15 protein-coding genes are annotated in these 15,451 nt (G+C 69.1%); 4 read left to right on the forward strand and 11 right to left on the reverse strand.

Annotated features, from left to right (window positions below; translation table 11 throughout):
- The coding region (locus BLW84_RS18410; protein ID WP_177226540.1) for a transposase at window positions 1–315 on the forward strand (315 nt) is incomplete at its 5' end.
- A 148-nt stretch (window positions 316–463) separates the two neighbouring features.
- Here BLW84_RS18410 and BLW84_RS18415 read toward each other — a convergent pair.
- From BLW84_RS18415 to BLW84_RS18435, 5 genes are all read right to left on the reverse strand, one after another.
- Complete coding sequence (locus BLW84_RS18415) at window positions 464–1,342, reverse strand: aldehyde dehydrogenase family protein (protein ID WP_177226541.1); 879 nt, start codon at window positions 1,340–1,342, stop codon at window positions 464–466.
- On the reverse strand, window positions 1,335–2,774 hold the full coding sequence (locus tag BLW84_RS18420) for an aldehyde dehydrogenase family protein (RefSeq protein ID WP_093266950.1): 1,440 nt from the start codon (window positions 2,772–2,774) through the stop codon (window positions 1,335–1,337). The genes BLW84_RS18415 and BLW84_RS18420 overlap by 8 nt, the downstream gene beginning before the upstream one ends.
- Complete coding sequence (deoC, locus tag BLW84_RS18425; protein ID WP_093266951.1) at window positions 2,774–3,742, reverse strand: deoxyribose-phosphate aldolase; 969 nt, start codon at window positions 3,740–3,742, stop codon at window positions 2,774–2,776. Before deoC ends, BLW84_RS18420 begins: the two co-directional genes overlap by 1 nt.
- A 77-nt stretch (window positions 3,743–3,819) precedes the next feature.
- On the reverse strand, window positions 3,820–4,638 hold the full coding sequence (locus BLW84_RS18430) for a transporter substrate-binding domain-containing protein (RefSeq protein WP_093266953.1): 819 nt from the start codon (window positions 4,636–4,638) through the stop codon (window positions 3,820–3,822).
- Between the two features lie 10 nt (window positions 4,639–4,648).
- Window positions 4,649–5,278 (reverse strand): hypothetical protein, encoded by a 630-nt coding sequence (locus tag BLW84_RS18435; RefSeq protein WP_143060991.1) that lies wholly within the window; start codon window positions 5,276–5,278, stop codon window positions 4,649–4,651.
- 413 nt (window positions 5,279–5,691) lie between these two features.
- Here BLW84_RS18435 and BLW84_RS18440 point away from each other — a divergent pair, with 413 nt between their 5' ends.
- Window positions 5,692–6,036, forward strand: coding sequence for a MerR family transcriptional regulator (locus tag BLW84_RS18440; RefSeq protein ID WP_093267143.1), 345 nt, complete (start codon window positions 5,692–5,694; stop codon window positions 6,034–6,036).
- Window positions 6,037–6,059: 23 nt separating this feature from the next.
- Here BLW84_RS18440 and BLW84_RS49120 read toward each other — a convergent pair whose 3' ends face one another.
- The 6 genes from BLW84_RS49120 to BLW84_RS47530 all read right to left on the reverse strand — a co-directional run bounded on the left by BLW84_RS49120 (window position 6,060) and on the right by BLW84_RS47530 (window position 12,991).
- Window positions 6,060–6,455, reverse strand: coding sequence for an aminotransferase class IV (locus tag BLW84_RS49120; RefSeq protein WP_245761226.1), 396 nt, complete (start codon window positions 6,453–6,455; stop codon window positions 6,060–6,062).
- A gap of 993 nt (window positions 6,456–7,448) precedes the next feature.
- Window positions 7,449–8,642: a hypothetical protein gene (locus tag BLW84_RS18450; protein WP_093266956.1), complete on the reverse strand. Its 1,194-nt coding sequence runs from the start codon at window positions 8,640–8,642 to the stop codon at window positions 7,449–7,451.
- A 30-nt stretch (window positions 8,643–8,672) separates the two neighbouring features.
- Complete coding sequence (locus BLW84_RS18455) at window positions 8,673–10,100, reverse strand: hypothetical protein (protein WP_093266957.1); 1,428 nt, start codon at window positions 10,098–10,100, stop codon at window positions 8,673–8,675.
- The gene (locus BLW84_RS18460; RefSeq protein WP_093266959.1) at window positions 10,097–10,573 is read right to left on the reverse strand and encodes a hypothetical protein; all 477 of its coding nucleotides are present in this window, start codon (window positions 10,571–10,573) and stop codon (window positions 10,097–10,099) included. The genes BLW84_RS18455 and BLW84_RS18460 overlap by 4 nt, the downstream gene beginning before the upstream one ends.
- Window positions 10,570–11,808, reverse strand: a complete 1,239-nt coding sequence (locus tag BLW84_RS18465; protein WP_245761227.1) for a hypothetical protein — start codon at window positions 11,806–11,808, stop codon at window positions 10,570–10,572. The genes BLW84_RS18460 and BLW84_RS18465 overlap by 4 nt, the downstream gene beginning before the upstream one ends.
- A gap of 76 nt (window positions 11,809–11,884) precedes the next feature.
- Complete coding sequence (locus BLW84_RS47530; RefSeq protein ID WP_177226543.1) at window positions 11,885–12,991, reverse strand: hypothetical protein; 1,107 nt, start codon at window positions 12,989–12,991, stop codon at window positions 11,885–11,887.
- A 298-nt stretch (window positions 12,992–13,289) separates the two neighbouring features.
- Here BLW84_RS47530 and BLW84_RS18475 point away from each other — a divergent pair, with 298 nt between their 5' ends.
- Both BLW84_RS18475 and BLW84_RS18480 read left to right on the forward strand, forming a co-directional pair.
- Window positions 13,290–13,748, forward strand: coding sequence for a helix-turn-helix transcriptional regulator (locus tag BLW84_RS18475; RefSeq protein WP_093266962.1), 459 nt, complete (start codon window positions 13,290–13,292; stop codon window positions 13,746–13,748).
- A gap of 106 nt (window positions 13,749–13,854) precedes the next feature.
- Window positions 13,855–15,360 (forward strand): alpha/beta hydrolase, encoded by a 1,506-nt coding sequence (locus BLW84_RS18480; protein WP_093266963.1) that lies wholly within the window; start codon window positions 13,855–13,857, stop codon window positions 15,358–15,360.
- Window positions 15,361–15,451: the final 91 nt, after the last annotated feature.

Below are 15,451 nucleotides of genomic sequence, written 5' to 3' on the forward strand. Positions count from 1 at the left end.
ATCCGCCAGCTCGACCGCAAGATCCACCTCATCGCCGACCGTCACCCCGTGCACCGGGCGAGACTGCTCAAAGACTGGCTGGCCCGCCACCACGACCGGATCGAGATGCATTTCCTGCCCGGATACTGCCCCGAACTCAACCCCGTCGAACTGCTCAACGGTGACATCAAACATCACGTGACCGCAACGACAAGCCCTCGCACCAAGTCCGAGCTGGCCGCAGCGACACGCACCCACCTGCGCCGTCGCCAGAACCAGCCCGACCACGTGCGTGCCTTGTTCGGCAAGGAAGAAGTCCGCTACGCCGCCGACTAGACACGCCACAATTGCCCTACCCCCCAATAAGTCAGGGCACCCACAGCCAGGCGGGCGCTGTAACTCCCGCAGGGGGGCCGCTACCGGCACCGCCACGCAGAACGAGGTTGGAAAAACCTCAATGAAATCGCGGACCTTCTTCGGTTCGTCAGGTGCCGACCGGGTGCCAGACGGTCTTGACCTCCGTGAACGCCCGGAGGCGCTGGAGGTCGGGCTCGCGGGCCCAGTCCGGCTCGCCGCGCACCGGTAGGACCCGCTTGACCGTGTCCGCCGCGGCCCGCGCGAGTTCGGTGCGCAGCTCCGCCGGGGCGCCCGTCGGGTCCAGGGCGTTGACGTCGGCGTGGGCGGCGAGCCAGGGCGCGAGTTCGGCCGCCTGGCCGGTCAGGACGTTGACCACCCCGCCGGGCACGTCGGAGGTCGCCAGCACCTCGGCGAAGGTCACGGCGGGCAGCGGCCGGTCCGCGCTGGCCACCACGACGCAGGTGTTGCCCGCCGCGATCACCGGGGCCACGACGCTGACCAGGCCGAGCAGCGCGGAATCCTGCGGCGCGAGCACGCCGACCACGCCGGTGGGCTCCGGGACGCTGAACGAGAAGTACGGTCCGGCAACGGGATTCGCGGCGCCGAGCACCATCGAGATCTTGTCCGTCCAGCCCGCGTACCAGACCATCCGGTCCACCGCTTGATCCACTGTGGACAAGGCTTGGTCGTGGGACAGGCCCTCCGCGGCGACGATCTCGGCGGCGAACTGCTCGCGCCGGCCCTCCATCACCTCGGCGATGCGGAACAGCACCTGGCCGCGGTTGTAGGCCGTCGCGCCCGACCAACTGCCGAAGGCCTTGCGGGCCGCCGCGACCGCGTCGCGGACGTCCTTGCGGGAAGCCTGCGCGGCGTTGGCGAGGAACGCGCCCTGCCCGTCGTGCACCGGGTACACCCGGCCCGACTCCGAGCGCGGGAACGAGCCACCGATGTAGAGCTTGTACGTCTTGGCCACGGCTAGCCGCTCCGGGGTGCGGTTGTCAGACATCGAGGTACGCCTCCAAACCGGCGCGGCCGCCTTCGCGTCCGAAGCCGGATTCCTGGTAGCCGCCGAACGGGGCGGTCGGGTCGAACCGGTTGAAGGTGTTCGCCCACACCACGCCGGCCCGCAGCTGCTGCGCGGCCCACAGGATCCGCGAGCCCTTCTCGGTCCAGATCCCGGCCGACAGGCCGTACGGCGTGTTGTTGGCCTTGGCGATGGCCTCCGCCGGGGTGCGGAAGGTGAGCATCGAGAGCACCGGCCCGAAGATCTCCTCGCGCGCGATCCGCATCGATTGGTGGACGCCCGAGAAGACCGTGGGGGAGAAGAAGAATCCCTTCTCCGGCAGCGGGCACGGGCTGGTCCAGCGCTCGGCGCCCTCGGCGTCGCCGCTGGCGGCCAGCTCGGTGATCTTGCTCAGCTGCTCGGCGGAGTTGATCGCGCCGACGTCGGTGTTCTTGTCCAGCGGATCGCCCACCCGCAGCGTCCGCACCCGGATCCGCAGCTTCTCGAGGAGCTCGTCGGCGATCGACTCCTGCACCAGCAGCCGCGAGCCCGCGCAGCAGACGTGGCCCTGGTTGAAGAAGATCCCGTTCACGATGCCCTCGACGGCCTGGTCCAGCGGCGCGTCGTCGAAGACGATGTTCGCGGCCTTGCCGCCGAGCTCCAGCGTCAGCTTCTTGCCGGACCCGGCCACGCTGCGCTGGATCTGCTTGCCGACCTCGGTGGAGCCGGTGAACGCGACCTTGTCGACGCCGGGATGCGCGACCAGCGCGGCGCCGATGTCACCGGCGCCCGGCAGGATGTTCACCACGCCCGGCGGGAGCCCGGCCTGCTGGCAGATCTCGGCGAACACCAGGGCCGTCAGCGGCGTGGTCTCCGCGGGCTTGAGCACCACGGTGTTGCCGCAGGCCAGCGCCGGGGCGATCTTCCAGGCCAGCATGAGCAGCGGGAAGTTCCACGGGATGACCTGGCCGGCGACGCCGAGCGGCCGCGGGTCAGGGCCGTAGCCGGCGTAGCCGAGCTTGTCGGCCCAGCCGGCGTGGTGGAAGAAGTGCGCGGCCGCGGTCGGGATGTCGGCGTCCCGCGACTCCTTGATCGGCTTGCCGTTGTCCAGCGATTCCAGCACCGCGAGCTCGCGGGCGCGTTCCTGGATCAGCCGGGCGATGCGGAACAGGTACTTCGCGCGTTCGCGGCCCGGCATCGTCGACCAGGTCCGCTCGAAAGCCCGCCGCGCCGCCCGCACCGCGATGTCCACATCGGACTCCGAGGCGCTGGAGACCTCGGCCAGCAGTTCCTCGGTCGCCGGGTTGATGCTCTTCAGCGGCTCGCCGCCGCCGTCGACGAACTCGCCGTCGACGAACATCCGGTAGCTGGGCTTGAGGTTTGCGATCTCCCGCGACTCCGGCGCCGGTGCGTACTCCCACGGGCTATCGATCATCAGTCCACCGCCACGTAATCGGGGCCGCTGTAGTGGCCGTCGAGCTGGGTGCGCCGCTGCATCAACAGGTCGTTGAGCAGGCTGGACGCGCCGAATCGGAACAGTTTCGGGGTGAGCCACTCCGGGCCCGCCACCTCATGCACGGCCACCAGGTAGCGGATCGCGTCCTTGGTGTTGCGGATGCCGCCCGCGGGCTTGACGCCGCGCAGCTCGCCGGTGGAATCCCGCCAGTCGCGGACCGCCTGGAGCATCAGGTGCGTCAACGGCAGCGTCGCGGCCTGGGGAACCTTCCCCGTGGAGGTCTTGATGAAGTCGCCGCCCGCGAGCAGCGCGAGCCAGGACGCGCGGCGCACGTTGTCGTAGGTGGCGAGCTCGCCGGTCTCCAGGATGACCTTCAGGTGCGCGTCGCCGCAGGCCGCCTTGACCGCCTGGATCTCCTCGAAGACCTGCCCGTAGCGGCCCGAGAGGAAGGCGCCGCGGTCGATCACCATGTCGATCTCGTCGGCGCCCGCGGCCACCGCGTACTCCACGTCGGCGAGCTTCACCGGCAGCGCGGAGCGGCCGGACGGGAACGCCGTCGCCACCGAGGCGACCTGGACGCCGGTGCCGTCGAGGGCCCGGACCGCGGTGGCGGCCATGTCGGAGTAGACGCAGACCGCCGCGACCTGCGGCGTGTCCGGTCGCTCCGGGTCGGGGTGGCGGGCCTTGGCGCACAACGCGCGGACCTTGCCGTCGGTGTCGGCGCCCTCCAGCGTCGTCAGGTCGATCATCGAGATCGCGGTGTCGATCGCCCAGCGCTTCGCGGCCTTCTTGATGCTCCGCGTCGCGAGGCCGGCGGCCCGCTGCTCCAACCCGACCTGGTCGACGCCGGGCAGGCCGTGCAGGAACCGGCGCAACGACCGGTCGTCCCGGATGGCATCGGCGAGCTCGGACGCGGTGAGCTTGGACAAGGGCGGCGACTGTGCCATGCCCGGAGTCTAAGCGCTGAGCCCGAGCCCACGCCGCGACTGGAATGATCACGCCAACCCGCTGCGGACCTGGGCCCTCACGGAGAACAGGCGGACTTCGCGTCGACCTGGGCCGGGCCGACGGCGTAGTCGTCGGGCTTCACGCCGGGGAAGTGCGTGTCGAAGTCGCGCTTCCAGTCGGTGCTGCTGACGTAGTTCTTGATGATCCCCATGATCTCGAGGCATTCGGCCCGGTGATTCTTGGGGATCGCGATCCCGTAGTACCCCTCCGGTCCGAATTCGGCCGCGAGCAGCGAGAACTCACCCTCGGACTTGCGGACGAAGCCCTCCAGGATGATCTTGTCCGTCATCACCGCTTTGACCTTGTGCTGCCTCAGCATGTCTATGCAGCCGCCGAAGCTCGGCGCCGTCTGCGGCTTCTGGTCGTTCAGCTCCTGCTCGATCAGATCCACCGAGGTCGTGCCGTCGGCCGTGCACACGTCGGCTCCGGAGAAGGAATGCACCTCGTCGGGTCCGTCGTAGTCGGAACGGACCATGATGCCGCTCCTCGATCGGAGGTAGGGGCCGACCATGTCGACCTCGGCTCGGCGCGGATCGGTCATCGAGTAGCTGGCGATGACCACGTTCATCTCCCCCGTTTGCAGCTTTTTCTCGCGCGTAGCGGAGGTGATGTGCTGAAAACTGGCGTCTCGATCGAAGTGCCGCGCGATCGTCCACGCGATTTGGATTTCGAAGCCATCGGGGGTGTTCGGATCCTGCGTGGGCCCGGCGAGACCGGGCTGGTCCGCCTTGACGCCGAACCTCGCGAATTTCGGATCCTGGAACAGATCGGAAGATCCGGAGCATCCCGCGACCAGCAGGAGCAAGGACAAGAGTGAAATCGCTCGTGCTTTCATCGGTTCCCCCTCAGTTGTGCAGTTCGGCGCTGGCCACGTGGACTTGCACTCGGCATTCCTGCCGGGCGTGCATCGTCACCGCGCCGTGAATTTCACGAGCATCGTGGACGGGTACGGTCGCGCTTTCCCCCGGCGGCAGCCGGATCGCGACGGGCTGGCTGTCCAGCTTGAGCGAGATCCCGGTGTCCGGGTCGGTGCGGCAATCCTGGATGCGGCTGCTCGTGGGCGCATCCGTGATTCCGAAGCCGATGGTCAGGTTGTCGCGGGACTCGTCGGTTGTGATGGTGAAGGTCGCCGCCTGGTCGTTCACCAGCTCGGTCGTTCCTTCGGGAGTCCCATCGAAGCGCACATTCGCGGTCACGTTCACGCTGCGCAGGTTGTCGTAGAGCACGTATCCGAGGGCTCCCGCCGCCACGACCAGGAATGCCGAAGCCAGCGCTATCCAGACCGAGTTCCTGCTTTCGGACGGGCTTGCGATCAGGGCGATGGTGCTGACCACCAGGCTGAGGATGGTGGCGATTTCCGGGCCGCTCTGAACCGCGAACAGCCACGCGCCGAAACCGAAGACGCACAGAAAGAACAGGAACGTCCAGAAGAATCTCCTGGACGCTATTTTCTTCAATTTTTCCAAGTTCGGCACGGCATCAACCCCCATGTGCGTTGCCGAGTCGATCTTGCTGCTGTTGAGTTGTCAACCGTCCCCCAGGAGTCGTCGGGACCGGCCGGATGGAATATTCCATCCGGCTGGCCTTCTTCGATCACGCTGACATGACCGGTGAACGAAGGTGAGCACGATCTTGTTCCGCGCGTCGAAGCATTGCGGCGAGCGGCGCGAAAAGATCGACCAACGGCCGAAAAGTCGCCCGCTTGGCCTAATCGACCCGGCTGTTCATCGAATCCGCAAAGGGCCAGCGGAAAGAAGGAGCCCGCCGATCACCTGCGATGGTCGGCGGGCCAGGCGGGGAGCTGTGATCACGACCGTCGGCTCGGCGTGCTTTGCCCGGTTGTTGGTGGCTCGGCTTTACTGGGTTCGGAAGGGGCGAGGTGGGGAACATGCTGATCGGGGAGCTGGCGCGGATCAGCGGCGTCAGTGCGCGGTTGCTGCGGTACTACGAGGCCCAGGGACTGTTGGAGGCCCGGCGTGGCTCGAACGGCTACCGCGAGTACGACGAGGAATCGGTGGTCGTCGTGCGGCAGATTCGCGCGCTGCTGGATGCGGGGTTGTCCACCGAGGTGATCCGCGCGGTGCTGCCGTGCGTCCGCGGCGAACTGCCGGAGTTCGAATGGTGCGTGGACGTGCGGGCCATCATGGACCGGGAGCTGGCGATCGCCGAGGAGCGGATCGCCGAGATGCAGCGCAGTCGCAGCAACCTCGCCGGTTACCTGGCGCAGTCCTGAGCCGGGACGGGTGCCGTCCCGGCTCACGGCGTGACGAGCGGTTCGGCTTGGTAGGCGCGGTGCAGCAGCTCCAGGAAGACCGGTGCTCCGGGCATCGGCACGGAGTCGATCCCGTGCACCGCAACACCCGGCGTCCAGGAGTTCATGACCACGGCCCCGGACAGCTCCGGCAGGTCCTCGGGCCTGATCTCCGCGGTGCGCTGGGGGACGCCGAGGCGTTCCAGCTGCCTGCGGACGATGCCCATCGTGGTCCCGCCCAGCATCTTCGCCTCGGGCCACACCACCGCGTCGCCGTCCCAGAAGGCCAGGTTCCAGATCGACGCCTCGCTGAGCCGGCCCCGGCGGTCGACGAAGGCCGCGTCGTCGAAGCCCCGCTCCACGGCTTGCCGCAGGTAGTAGGTCTTGGCCACCTCGCCCACGTGCTTCACCTCCGGGAGCTCCCCGCTCGTGCTCGACCGTCGCCAGCGTCAGCGGGCCCGCGGGGCCGTCGGTGGCCGGGGAGGTGCGGATCAGGACCTCGGGCGTCGCCTCGGGCCCGGCCACGGTGAACTCGCCCGCCGGCGAATACACGGTGACGAGCAACGAGAGGTCGGCCGGGGCGCCGTCCAGGGCCGCTCGCAGGTAGGACCGCACCTGATCATCGGGCAGCACCTGGCCGAACATCGTCAGCGAGGCGTTCCGCAGCCGCTCCAGGTGCAGGTCGAGGCCCCGCACCCCGCTGCCGCGGATCTGCATGGCGGTCATGTGGGCGAAGCCCGCGAACGCGAGCGGCGTCAGCTCCGCAGCGTTGGCCGGGCGGCCATTGCGGTGCACGACGAAAGAGTTCACGGGTCGCTCCAAGGATCGCGGGATCGGACTTGGCGGCGGTTTCGCCGACCGCCCCGTCCGGGCTTGGAAGCGACGCTAGGGCTTGACACCGGTTGGAAGGTCAACCCGCGGTGTGGTGGATCACAGCGCGGGTTCCGACGCGCAATTCCAATGAGGTTTTTCCAACCTCGTTTTGCGTGGCGGTGCGGGTGGCGGAACCTCAGCGTCCGCCTGGGCTGTGGGTGCCCAACCTGATGTATGTCCGATGCACGGCGGTTGGGCCGTCCTCGCCAGGCGAACGCTGAGAACCCGCGGCGGTGCGAGCTGCGTGGGTGGGCTATGCGCCTGCGGCGCATGCGACCGCTTCCGGGATACGGCCCGTTAGCCATCGCGGCTGCGGTCACCAGCCAAGATGAAAGACGCTCAATGGAAATTGGAGGTCCAATTTCCAATTGAAATTGCGGGAGTTTGTCCACAGGTACCGGCGTGTTGACGTCCGACACGCCGACGATCCGCAAGTTTCAATTGAAACTGCCTCCCCTGCGCCGGGGTGAGGCGGCGCGGGGGAGGCGATGTCGCTGGAGCACGGTCTGATCCGGGCGGGATCACCTGCGGTGGCCGTTGAGGCGGGCTCGCCGGGCCAGGGCCGGTTGGCGATTCCGCGCCGGGGACACCGGGCGCTCCCCTCGGGACGGTGCCGCCACTCCCGCCGGTTGCTGGCGGTCCCACGGGAGCAGTTGCTTGGAGCCCGTGCGGTCGGCCAGCCGCAGCGACTCCGCCGAGGTGATCCACTCCTCCGCCGGCTCCGCGACCTCCAGCAGCAGCGCCTCGAACTCGGAGCGGGTCGTCTCCAGGATGTGCGGCGCCGCCAGCCAGCGCAGCACGTTCCGCCCGGTCACCGCCATCCGCTGCCGCGGTGAGGTGACCAGCTTCTCGTCGAAGTAGCGGATCAGCACCTCGTCCACCACGTCCCAGGCGTTGGCCGCGCCGAAGAGGTCCTTGACGTCCTCGGAGTTGAGGATGCGGAAGCACTCGTCCATCAGCTGCATGACCTCGACCCGCAGCACGTTCAGGTGACCGTAGGAGGTGAACTTCAGGTTGTTGCGCAGGTCCAGCCCGCTGCGCCGCACCACGGCCATGCTGCCGAAGGCCATGTCGTGGGCCCGTTCCCGGATGACGTCGGAAATCCGCTTGTCCCGCCAGAACAGCGCGACCTGGTTGTTGAACTGCGTGAACAGCCGGTGGAAGTCGGTGTTCGGCCGGGAGTTCGCCGAGCCCAGCCCGCGCCCGTAGCCGAGCACCCGCCGGTAGGCGTTGATCCGGTCGCGCTTGGTGTAGCGGAGCACGTCGCGCCGGTCGAACCGGTACAGCCCGAACGCGCCCGGCCCGTCGGAGAGCCGGATCGCGCCGCGCTCGAACAGCTCCCGCAGCTTCTGCACGACGCGCGGCACGCCGATCCGCTCGTGCTGGTACAGGTAGTACAGGTCGGCGACGGCGAGGATGCGTTCGGACGCGATGGTCTCGTCGTAGGCCTCGACGCCGTGCGGCATGCGGGTCGCGCCGAGGTCGTCGGCCGCCTCACCGCCGATGCCGACCAGCTGCGCGAGGCCGCCGTCGGGCGACTTCGGCTCGTTCTTAGCCTCGACCTCGACGGCGAAGAGCATGTCGTCGATCTGCTTCAGGATCGCCTCGCCGACCTGCGGGTCGCTGCCCAGCTCGTTCGACAGGTTGCCGGCGACCTGTCTGCGCAGCGCGGCGACCCGGTCGAACAGTTCCCGGTATTGCTTTTCGGTGGCCATCATTCCTCCGTGCGGGGCGCGGGCGGGCCGCTATTCCGGCCGCGGGGCGGGCTTGGGCTCGGGACGCTTGCGCGGGCTGCGCCGCTTGGCTGCGAGGTCGGGCGACGCCTCGACCGTGGCAGCGGGTGCTCCCGGCACGGGTGCCGCGCTCGGCGGGAAAGGCCCGGGTGGCGGCGGCTCGGGCGCCGGTCCTGGTGGCGGTGAATCCGGTGGCTTGGGCCCGGAGCCGGGCGGCGGGGTCGGTGGTCCCGGCGGGTCGGCCGGTTTCGCGCCGTGCCGGATCGGCCGCGCGACGCGCACGATCTCCTGCAGGTGGTCGTGCAGCTCGTCGACCGCGCGCTGCACCCGGGAGCTGAAGAATCCCGGCGGCAGCGTCGCCCGGTAGTTGCCCGGCACGTCCTGCTCGTCGCCGTCGCCGCGCCGCGGCAGGTTGCCGACGAGCCGCTCCAGTCGCTCCGCGACCTGCAGGAACGCGCTGTCCACGCCGTCCTTGCCCGCGACCTCGATCAGCTTGCGGCCCTCGAAGCAGGTGAACTCGTACGTCCAGCGCAACAACCCGCCGAGCGACATCGAGCCGCCGTCCGGATCGGGGATGCGCAGCACCTCGCGGTCGCCCCGGTGGATGCTCACCGAGCTCAGCGCCGCGACCAGCTCCTCGGTCTGCACCGCGGCGGCCGACATCAGCTGCGACAGCGCCACGACGGCCGGGCCGAAGAACGGCGCCTGTCCGGTTTCCGGCTGGGCGAACGGGTCGATCCGGCCGCGGGCGTCCAGCCAGCCGCGGTACAGCGACAGCACCCAGTCGACCAGCGTGATGAACGAGGTCTGGATCCGCTCCTCTTCGATGGTGTTGACCAGCCCGCCGATCAGCCCGAACTCGTTGCGCAGCTCCCCGAGGTGCCCGCGCACCAGGTCCGGGTCCACCGCGGACGCCGGATTCCCCAGCAGTAGCAAGAAGAGCTGGTCCACGCGCGGCACCCGCAGCAGCGGGCTCTCCAGCTCCTTGCGGATCTCCTCCAGCTCGTGGCGCACCAGGCTGCGGAAGCCCTCGCCGTTCTCCGGATCCACGCCCGGCCGCAGCGGCTTCAGCGAGTCGAGCAGCGCGGTCGCGTCCTTGATCGCGCTGCGCGCCCGCGCGGCCAGCGATGCCTGCCCGCCGGTGACCGCGCCCAGGTCGGCCTGGATGGCGTAGCCGCGCGGCGTCCAGTTCGCCTCGGTGTGCCCCTCGACGCGCTTGAGCTCGAAGCTCCCGGTCAGCGCGGCGGTGAAGCCCTTGGTGTCGCCGTTGCGCCACTTCCACCCGAGCACGTCGCTGATCGCTTTGGCCGCGATGTCGCCGGGACGCTCGCAGCACGGCGATTCGTGCCGCGTGACCAGCGGATATGCGCTGTCTATGTCATGGGCGGGCGGTAGCGCGGCGCCCCGATCCTCGTTGACGCGGTCGTCGTAGATGGTCATCGCCTGCCCTCGCAGTTCCCCTCGATGCCGAACCGCACCGCGAGTTCGGCTGCCTCGCGCCAGCACCGCAACATGGTGTCCTCCGTGCTGCGCAACGAATCCACGCATCCGTCCACACCGGACCGGATGCTGTGCGCCCAACCGAGCCACTGCGGGCCCCGCCCGCGCACGGCGCGCATGAGTTCGGCGGTCGCGTGGTGGCACCGGAACTCGTCGTCGAGCCGCCGCTGCGTCTGCCGCAGCGCCAACGCTGTGGCGTGCAGGGCTTCGCCGTCCGGCCGGCCGCGGACCGCGATCAGCGCCGGTTGCAGCTCGGCGCTGCCGTCGATGACGACCTCGGCGAGCCGGTCCGACACGGCTGGGCTCTCGCCGCTGGGGCGGTCCTCGATCACGCTGACCTCCAGCGCCCGCCACGCGGCCGCGAGCTGCCGGAGTTCCCGCGCCAGCAACGGGAATTCGTCGCGCAAGGTCACCGCGCTCGCCTCCCCAGTTCTTCCATGAAGAACCGCACCAGCCGCTGCGGCGGTGCCATCCGCTGTTCGAGCGCGTGCCGGACGGCGCCGATCAGGAAGCGTTCCGGCACCACGCCGGGCGACACGCCGTCGGCCAGCCGCCCGGCGGCCTCCTCGATCATCCGCTGTTCCTTGGGCTCGAACCGCTCCACCTTCGCCAGGCTCCGGTTGCCCAGCGAGGGGAACGACGTGAAGCACATCGCGTCCACCACCGCGGGGATCGCCCGGTTCGCGGTCGCCAGCAGCGTCGGCGGCGCGTCGATGAGCTTCGGCCGCGGGTACAGGGCGTGCCAGGCGCGCTCGTACGCCTCGGCGCGGCGCGGGAATCCCATCCGCCGAAGCAGCTCGGTGGACAGCTTTCCCCGTAGGTAGGGCACCGGATGTACGGCGTGGCGGCTGAACCGCATCGACTTCGCCGGTGTCCGGCCGATCACGTCGAACAGCGACCCCACGATCTGCGGACCGCCGAGCAGCAGCGCGGACATGTCGGCGAAGGTCTCCCGGTTCCACCGCACCCAGATCGACACCACCGCCTTCGGCACCCCGGCCTCGGTGAGCCGTGCCGCGACCTGCAGCGGGATCGCCCGCGCCAGCCCGAGGTCGTTCTGCAGGTTGTGGCTGACCTCGTGCAGCACCGCGCCGAGGGTCCACGGGTTGACCAGCCGGTGGAACGGCAGCTGGATCAGCGGGAACGGGTTGACCCGGTTGCTGATCCGCCGCAGCGGGATGCCGCGACGCGACGTCGCCGGGCCGTGGCTGGGTTCCAGGTAGCAGAACGGCGGTGGGGTCGGGATCGAGCGCCAGCGCCCGATCCCCAGGTAGGCGTACTGGTAGCAGTCCAGGGCGATGCGGTCGGCCGCCACCAGCCACGGCGCGAACCGGCTCTGCCGCTGGTTGAACAGTTCCAGGTAGAAATCCCAGATCCGCTCGGTCTCCTTCACCCAGCGCTGCGCCCGCGTCTTCGTGCGCAGCACGTCCTGCAGCCGCTCCGGACTCGGGTGGGCGAACGCCGCCTCGGCGGCGCGGCGGGCGTCCCGGGTCGCCGAGCGGAGCGATTTGCGCAGCGTGTTCATGGTGTCGTTGACCGCGACCAGGTGAGCACGGCTCGGCCCGGTCGCCGGATCGCCGAACTCTTCCCAACCGAACGGGCGCAGCGCGTCGAGGTGCCGTTCAACGTTCGTTCCCTGGGTTCGCACCCAGTTACGGAGTTCCCGGTTCGACGCGGATGTCTGCTGCGGCGCCGGCCGCGAGCGAGACGCGACCAGCCGCAGCTCAGCCGCGGCGCCCATTGATTCTGCCGCCCTGCAGATCGCGGCGTGCGGCTGCCGTCGGCTGCGCCCTACGCCGATCGCTCGCGGTCCGGTAGCCGTTCCGCCTGGCCGGACGCATGCGGGGCTCGTCATCGGGGTATTCGAACAGGCTGCTGGCGAAGTCGCCGAGCGGCTTCAGCAGGGCGCCGGCGGCTCCGCTGATGAGCGCGTTGGAAACCGCACCCGGCATCAGCGTCAGCGGGCCCTGCTTCCGCCGCTTCCCGGTGTACTTCTTGGGACGTCCGGGCTGCCGGACCGTGGTGGTTCGCTTCTTCTGGGCACCACGGCGTTTGCGCTGGACGCTAGCGCGGCGGGAGGCGTTGGCGTTCCTGCGCCGGGCCAAGTTGGTGTTCCTCGGGCGGCGCCGCGCCCCCGTGTACTTCCGCTTCTTGAGGGGTCCCTGGGAGCGAGGCTTGCGCTTGAGCCGCTGCGCGACCTTCTTGAGCAACATCGGCATCTTGCGGATCTTGCGCCGGGCCTTGCCCTTCCAGAGCCTCCGCCCGATCTTGCCGATGCCGCGCCTCAGCATCGGCGCCGCCTTGCGGATCATCGGTGCCAGCATGGGCAGCCCGCGCGCGGCCAGCCCGACCAGCGGCGCGAGGAAGCCTTCGACCTCGTCCTCGGTTTCAGCCTGCTCGGCCTGGAAAGCGAGGTTGGCCATCAGCTCGGCGTCGGGGTAGACCCGGCGCGCCGGGTTGGCGAAACCCTCGTCCTCGTACTCCGCCTCGAACTCGAACTCGCCCTCCAACTCCCGGACGAGCGCCTCGAACTCCTCCTCGTACTCGTCTTCGTCCTCGAATTCGTCTTCGTCTTCGAGCTCGTCCTCCAGCTCTTGGATCAGGGCTTCGAGCTCGTCCTCGAACTCGGCGTCGAGCTCGTCCTCCAGCTCGTCTTCGAGCTCGTCTTCGTCTTCGTCTTCGTACTCGTCCTCGAACTCGTCTTCGTCTTCCAGCTCGTGGGCGAGGCCTTCGAGCTCGTCCTCGAATTCGTCCTCGAACTCGAACTCGTCCTCCAGCTCGCGGCCTAGCTCGTCCTCCAGCTCGCCGTCGACGGCTCGGTAGCGACTCATGGCGGATCCTCCTGTCCTGCACCGCGTCCGGCGGCTCTTTCCGTCGAGCCGGCCGTCGGTGAGCGCGTGCGAACAGTCCAGGGCAACCGGCATTCGGGTGGTAGTCGCACGTTCAAGCGCCCGCCGTCCGCCCTAGATGATCCGGGTGTCACACGAACCGACGATGCGCGAACAGACGATGTTGGTTTTGCTGGTATGCGCCGCGGCGAAGACCGTGACCGGCTCGCGAAGGGGGAGCGAGCCGATGGCGGGATGGTGCGACCCGCCGACCCGCATTCGGGACTGGGGAGGCCGGTACATGCCGAATGACTCGATCGCCACATCCGTTCCGCACGCCCGCAGAGGACTTCCCGAGCGGGAATCGCCGTGGCGGGGCCAGGAGAGGCTCGGCGCCGACCCCGGCTCGGACGAGCTGGTGCAGCACCTGGTGCAGGCCCTGGTGCGCCGGGTCGGCGAGCTCGCCGGACCGCACCGGGTGGCCCGGAAACCCCTGCTCGACATGACGGAACTCGGCATGCGGTGCCTGCTCGTGCCGGTCGCACCGAAGGTCGACGAGGTGCTCAGCCCGCGCGAGCGCGAGATCGCGCGGATGGTGGGTCTCGGTTACACCAACCGATCGATCGCGGGGGTGCTGGAGATCAGCCTGTACACGGTTTCCGCCCACATGCGACGGATCTTCACCAAACTCGACGTGGGTTCGCGCGCCGCGATGGTAGCCGCGCTCTCCGACAATCCCGACCTCTACGTCGCGGACTAGTCGAAAATTCGCGCAGGAATCCTCTTTTTGCTCCGAATGCGTCCGTTCGAGTGATCAAGTGCGCCTACGCTCGTGATCGTTCAACGGTTCATCACGAGGAGAACCTGTGCTCAAACGCCCGTTACTCGTCGCGGCCTCGGCCGCGCTCGTGCTCTCGTCCCTCGCCGGCGCGCAAACCGCGTTCGCGGGGCCGACCGGTCCCACCTGGGAACCATGTGGCGACCGGCAGGGGGAGTGCACCACCGTCGAGGTGCCGATCGACTGGAACAACCCAGACGGCGCGAAGACGAACATCGCGATCGGCCGGTTGGCCGCGACCGAGCCGCAGAACCGGATCGGCGTGCTGTTCGTGGCGCCGGGCGGTCCGGGCGGCTCCGGCATCGACAGCTACATCGAAGGCGCGAACAAGCTGCAGGACGGCGAGCTGCGCAAGCGGTTCGACATCGTCAGCTGGGACCAGCGCGGCGTGAAGCGCAGCAACGAAGTCCGGTGCAGCAGCGACCTGCTCGCACAAGCGCCCAAGGACTTCCCCGCGAACGAGCAGGACTACCAGGACCTGCTGGCGTACAACGCGAAGCTGGGTGCGGACTGCCGCAAGAACACCGGGCCGGTGTTCGACTTCGTCGACACCACCAGCGCGGTCCGGGACCTGGACGCGATCCGCGCGGCGCTCGGTGAGGAGCAGCTGAGCTTCTACGGCGCGTCGTACGGCACGCAGGTCGGGCAGCAGTACGCGGAGCTGTTCCCGAACCGGGTCCGGGCGATGACGATCGACTCGAACATGGACCACAGCATGAAGTCCGGCGGCCGGTACATCGAAACGGCCAGCGAAGACCTGGAAGGCTCGTTCAACACCTTCGCCGACTGGTGCGAGCGGACCGCGAACTGCCCGCTGAACGGCCAGGACGTCCGCGCGGTGTGGGACGACGTGCACGCCAAGGCCGAAGCCGGAACCCTGATGGACCCGGCGACCGGCACCGCGCTGAGCGCGAGCTCGCTGCGCGGCGAGTTGATGAACGCCATGTACCGGCCGGAGGAGTATTGGTACCCGCTGGCGGACCGGATGAAGGCGCTGTCCGAAGGCAACCCGACGGTCAGCGCGCTGGCCGCGCCGGAGGAGCTGGTGCAGAACTCCTACCAGGCGATTTGGTGCGATGATTGGAGCTGGAAGGTCCGCGACTTCGCGGAGCTGGAGCGCTACCGGGAGCAGGCGGAGAAGGTCGCGCCGCACACGAAGCTGTCGCCGTTCTGGAGCGACGTGACGTCGTGCCTGGGCTGGCCCGCGGAGGTCAGCAACCCGCAGCACGAGCTGTCGATCAACGGCGCGCCGCCGATCCTGATCGTGAAGGGCAAGTACGACGTGGCGACGCCGACGGCTTGGAACCTCGCGGTGGCGGACCAGATCGACAACTCGGTCCTGCTGGAGCACGACGGCATCGGCCACGGCCAGTACTACCGCAACGCCTGCATCGCGGGCCACGTCGAGAAGTACCTGACGACGCTGGAAACCCCGGCCCCGGGCACGCGCTGCGAGGCCGTCTACCCGACGCAACCGCCGGTGGCCGCGACTTCGGCGGGCGGCCCGGCCGTCCGTCCGGTCCACGCGGCCTGATCTGAGGCATTTCACTCGTGAGCGGTGGTGGTCGTGCCAGCGACCAGCACCGCTCACGAGCTTTTCGGCCGCAGTTTCGGGGCACCCCCAG

The sequence above is a fragment of the Saccharopolyspora shandongensis genome (genome assembly GCF_900106995.1).
GTDB lineage: Bacteria > Actinomycetota > Actinomycetes > Mycobacteriales > Pseudonocardiaceae > Saccharopolyspora > Saccharopolyspora shandongensis.

Bases quoted from the DNA above. Each gene is read 5' to 3' on its own strand.
- BLW84_RS18415 (WP_177226541.1), bottom strand. From the start codon at position 1,342: ATGTCTGACAACCGCACCCCGGAGCGGCTAGCCGTGGCCAAGACGTAC.
- BLW84_RS18420 (WP_093266950.1), bottom strand. From the start codon at position 2,774: ATGATCGATAGCCCGTGGGAGTACGCACCGGCGCCGGAGTCGCGGGAG.
- deoC (WP_093266951.1), bottom strand. From the start codon at position 3,742: ATGGCACAGTCGCCGCCCTTGTCCAAGCTCACCGCGTCCGAGCTCGCC.
- BLW84_RS18430 (WP_093266953.1), bottom strand. From the start codon at position 4,638: ATGAAAGCACGAGCGATTTCACTCTTGTCCTTGCTCCTGCTGGTCGCG.
- BLW84_RS18440 (WP_093267143.1), top strand. From the start codon at position 5,692: ATGCTGATCGGGGAGCTGGCGCGGATCAGCGGCGTCAGTGCGCGGTTG.
- BLW84_RS18450 (WP_093266956.1), bottom strand. From the start codon at position 8,642: ATGGCCACCGAAAAGCAATACCGGGAACTGTTCGACCGGGTCGCCGCG.
- BLW84_RS18455 (WP_093266957.1), bottom strand. From the start codon at position 10,100: ATGACCATCTACGACGACCGCGTCAACGAGGATCGGGGCGCCGCGCTA.
- BLW84_RS47530 (WP_177226543.1), bottom strand. From the start codon at position 12,991: ATGAGTCGCTACCGAGCCGTCGACGGCGAGCTGGAGGACGAGCTAGGC.
- BLW84_RS18475 (WP_093266962.1), top strand. From the start codon at position 13,290: ATGCCGAATGACTCGATCGCCACATCCGTTCCGCACGCCCGCAGAGGA.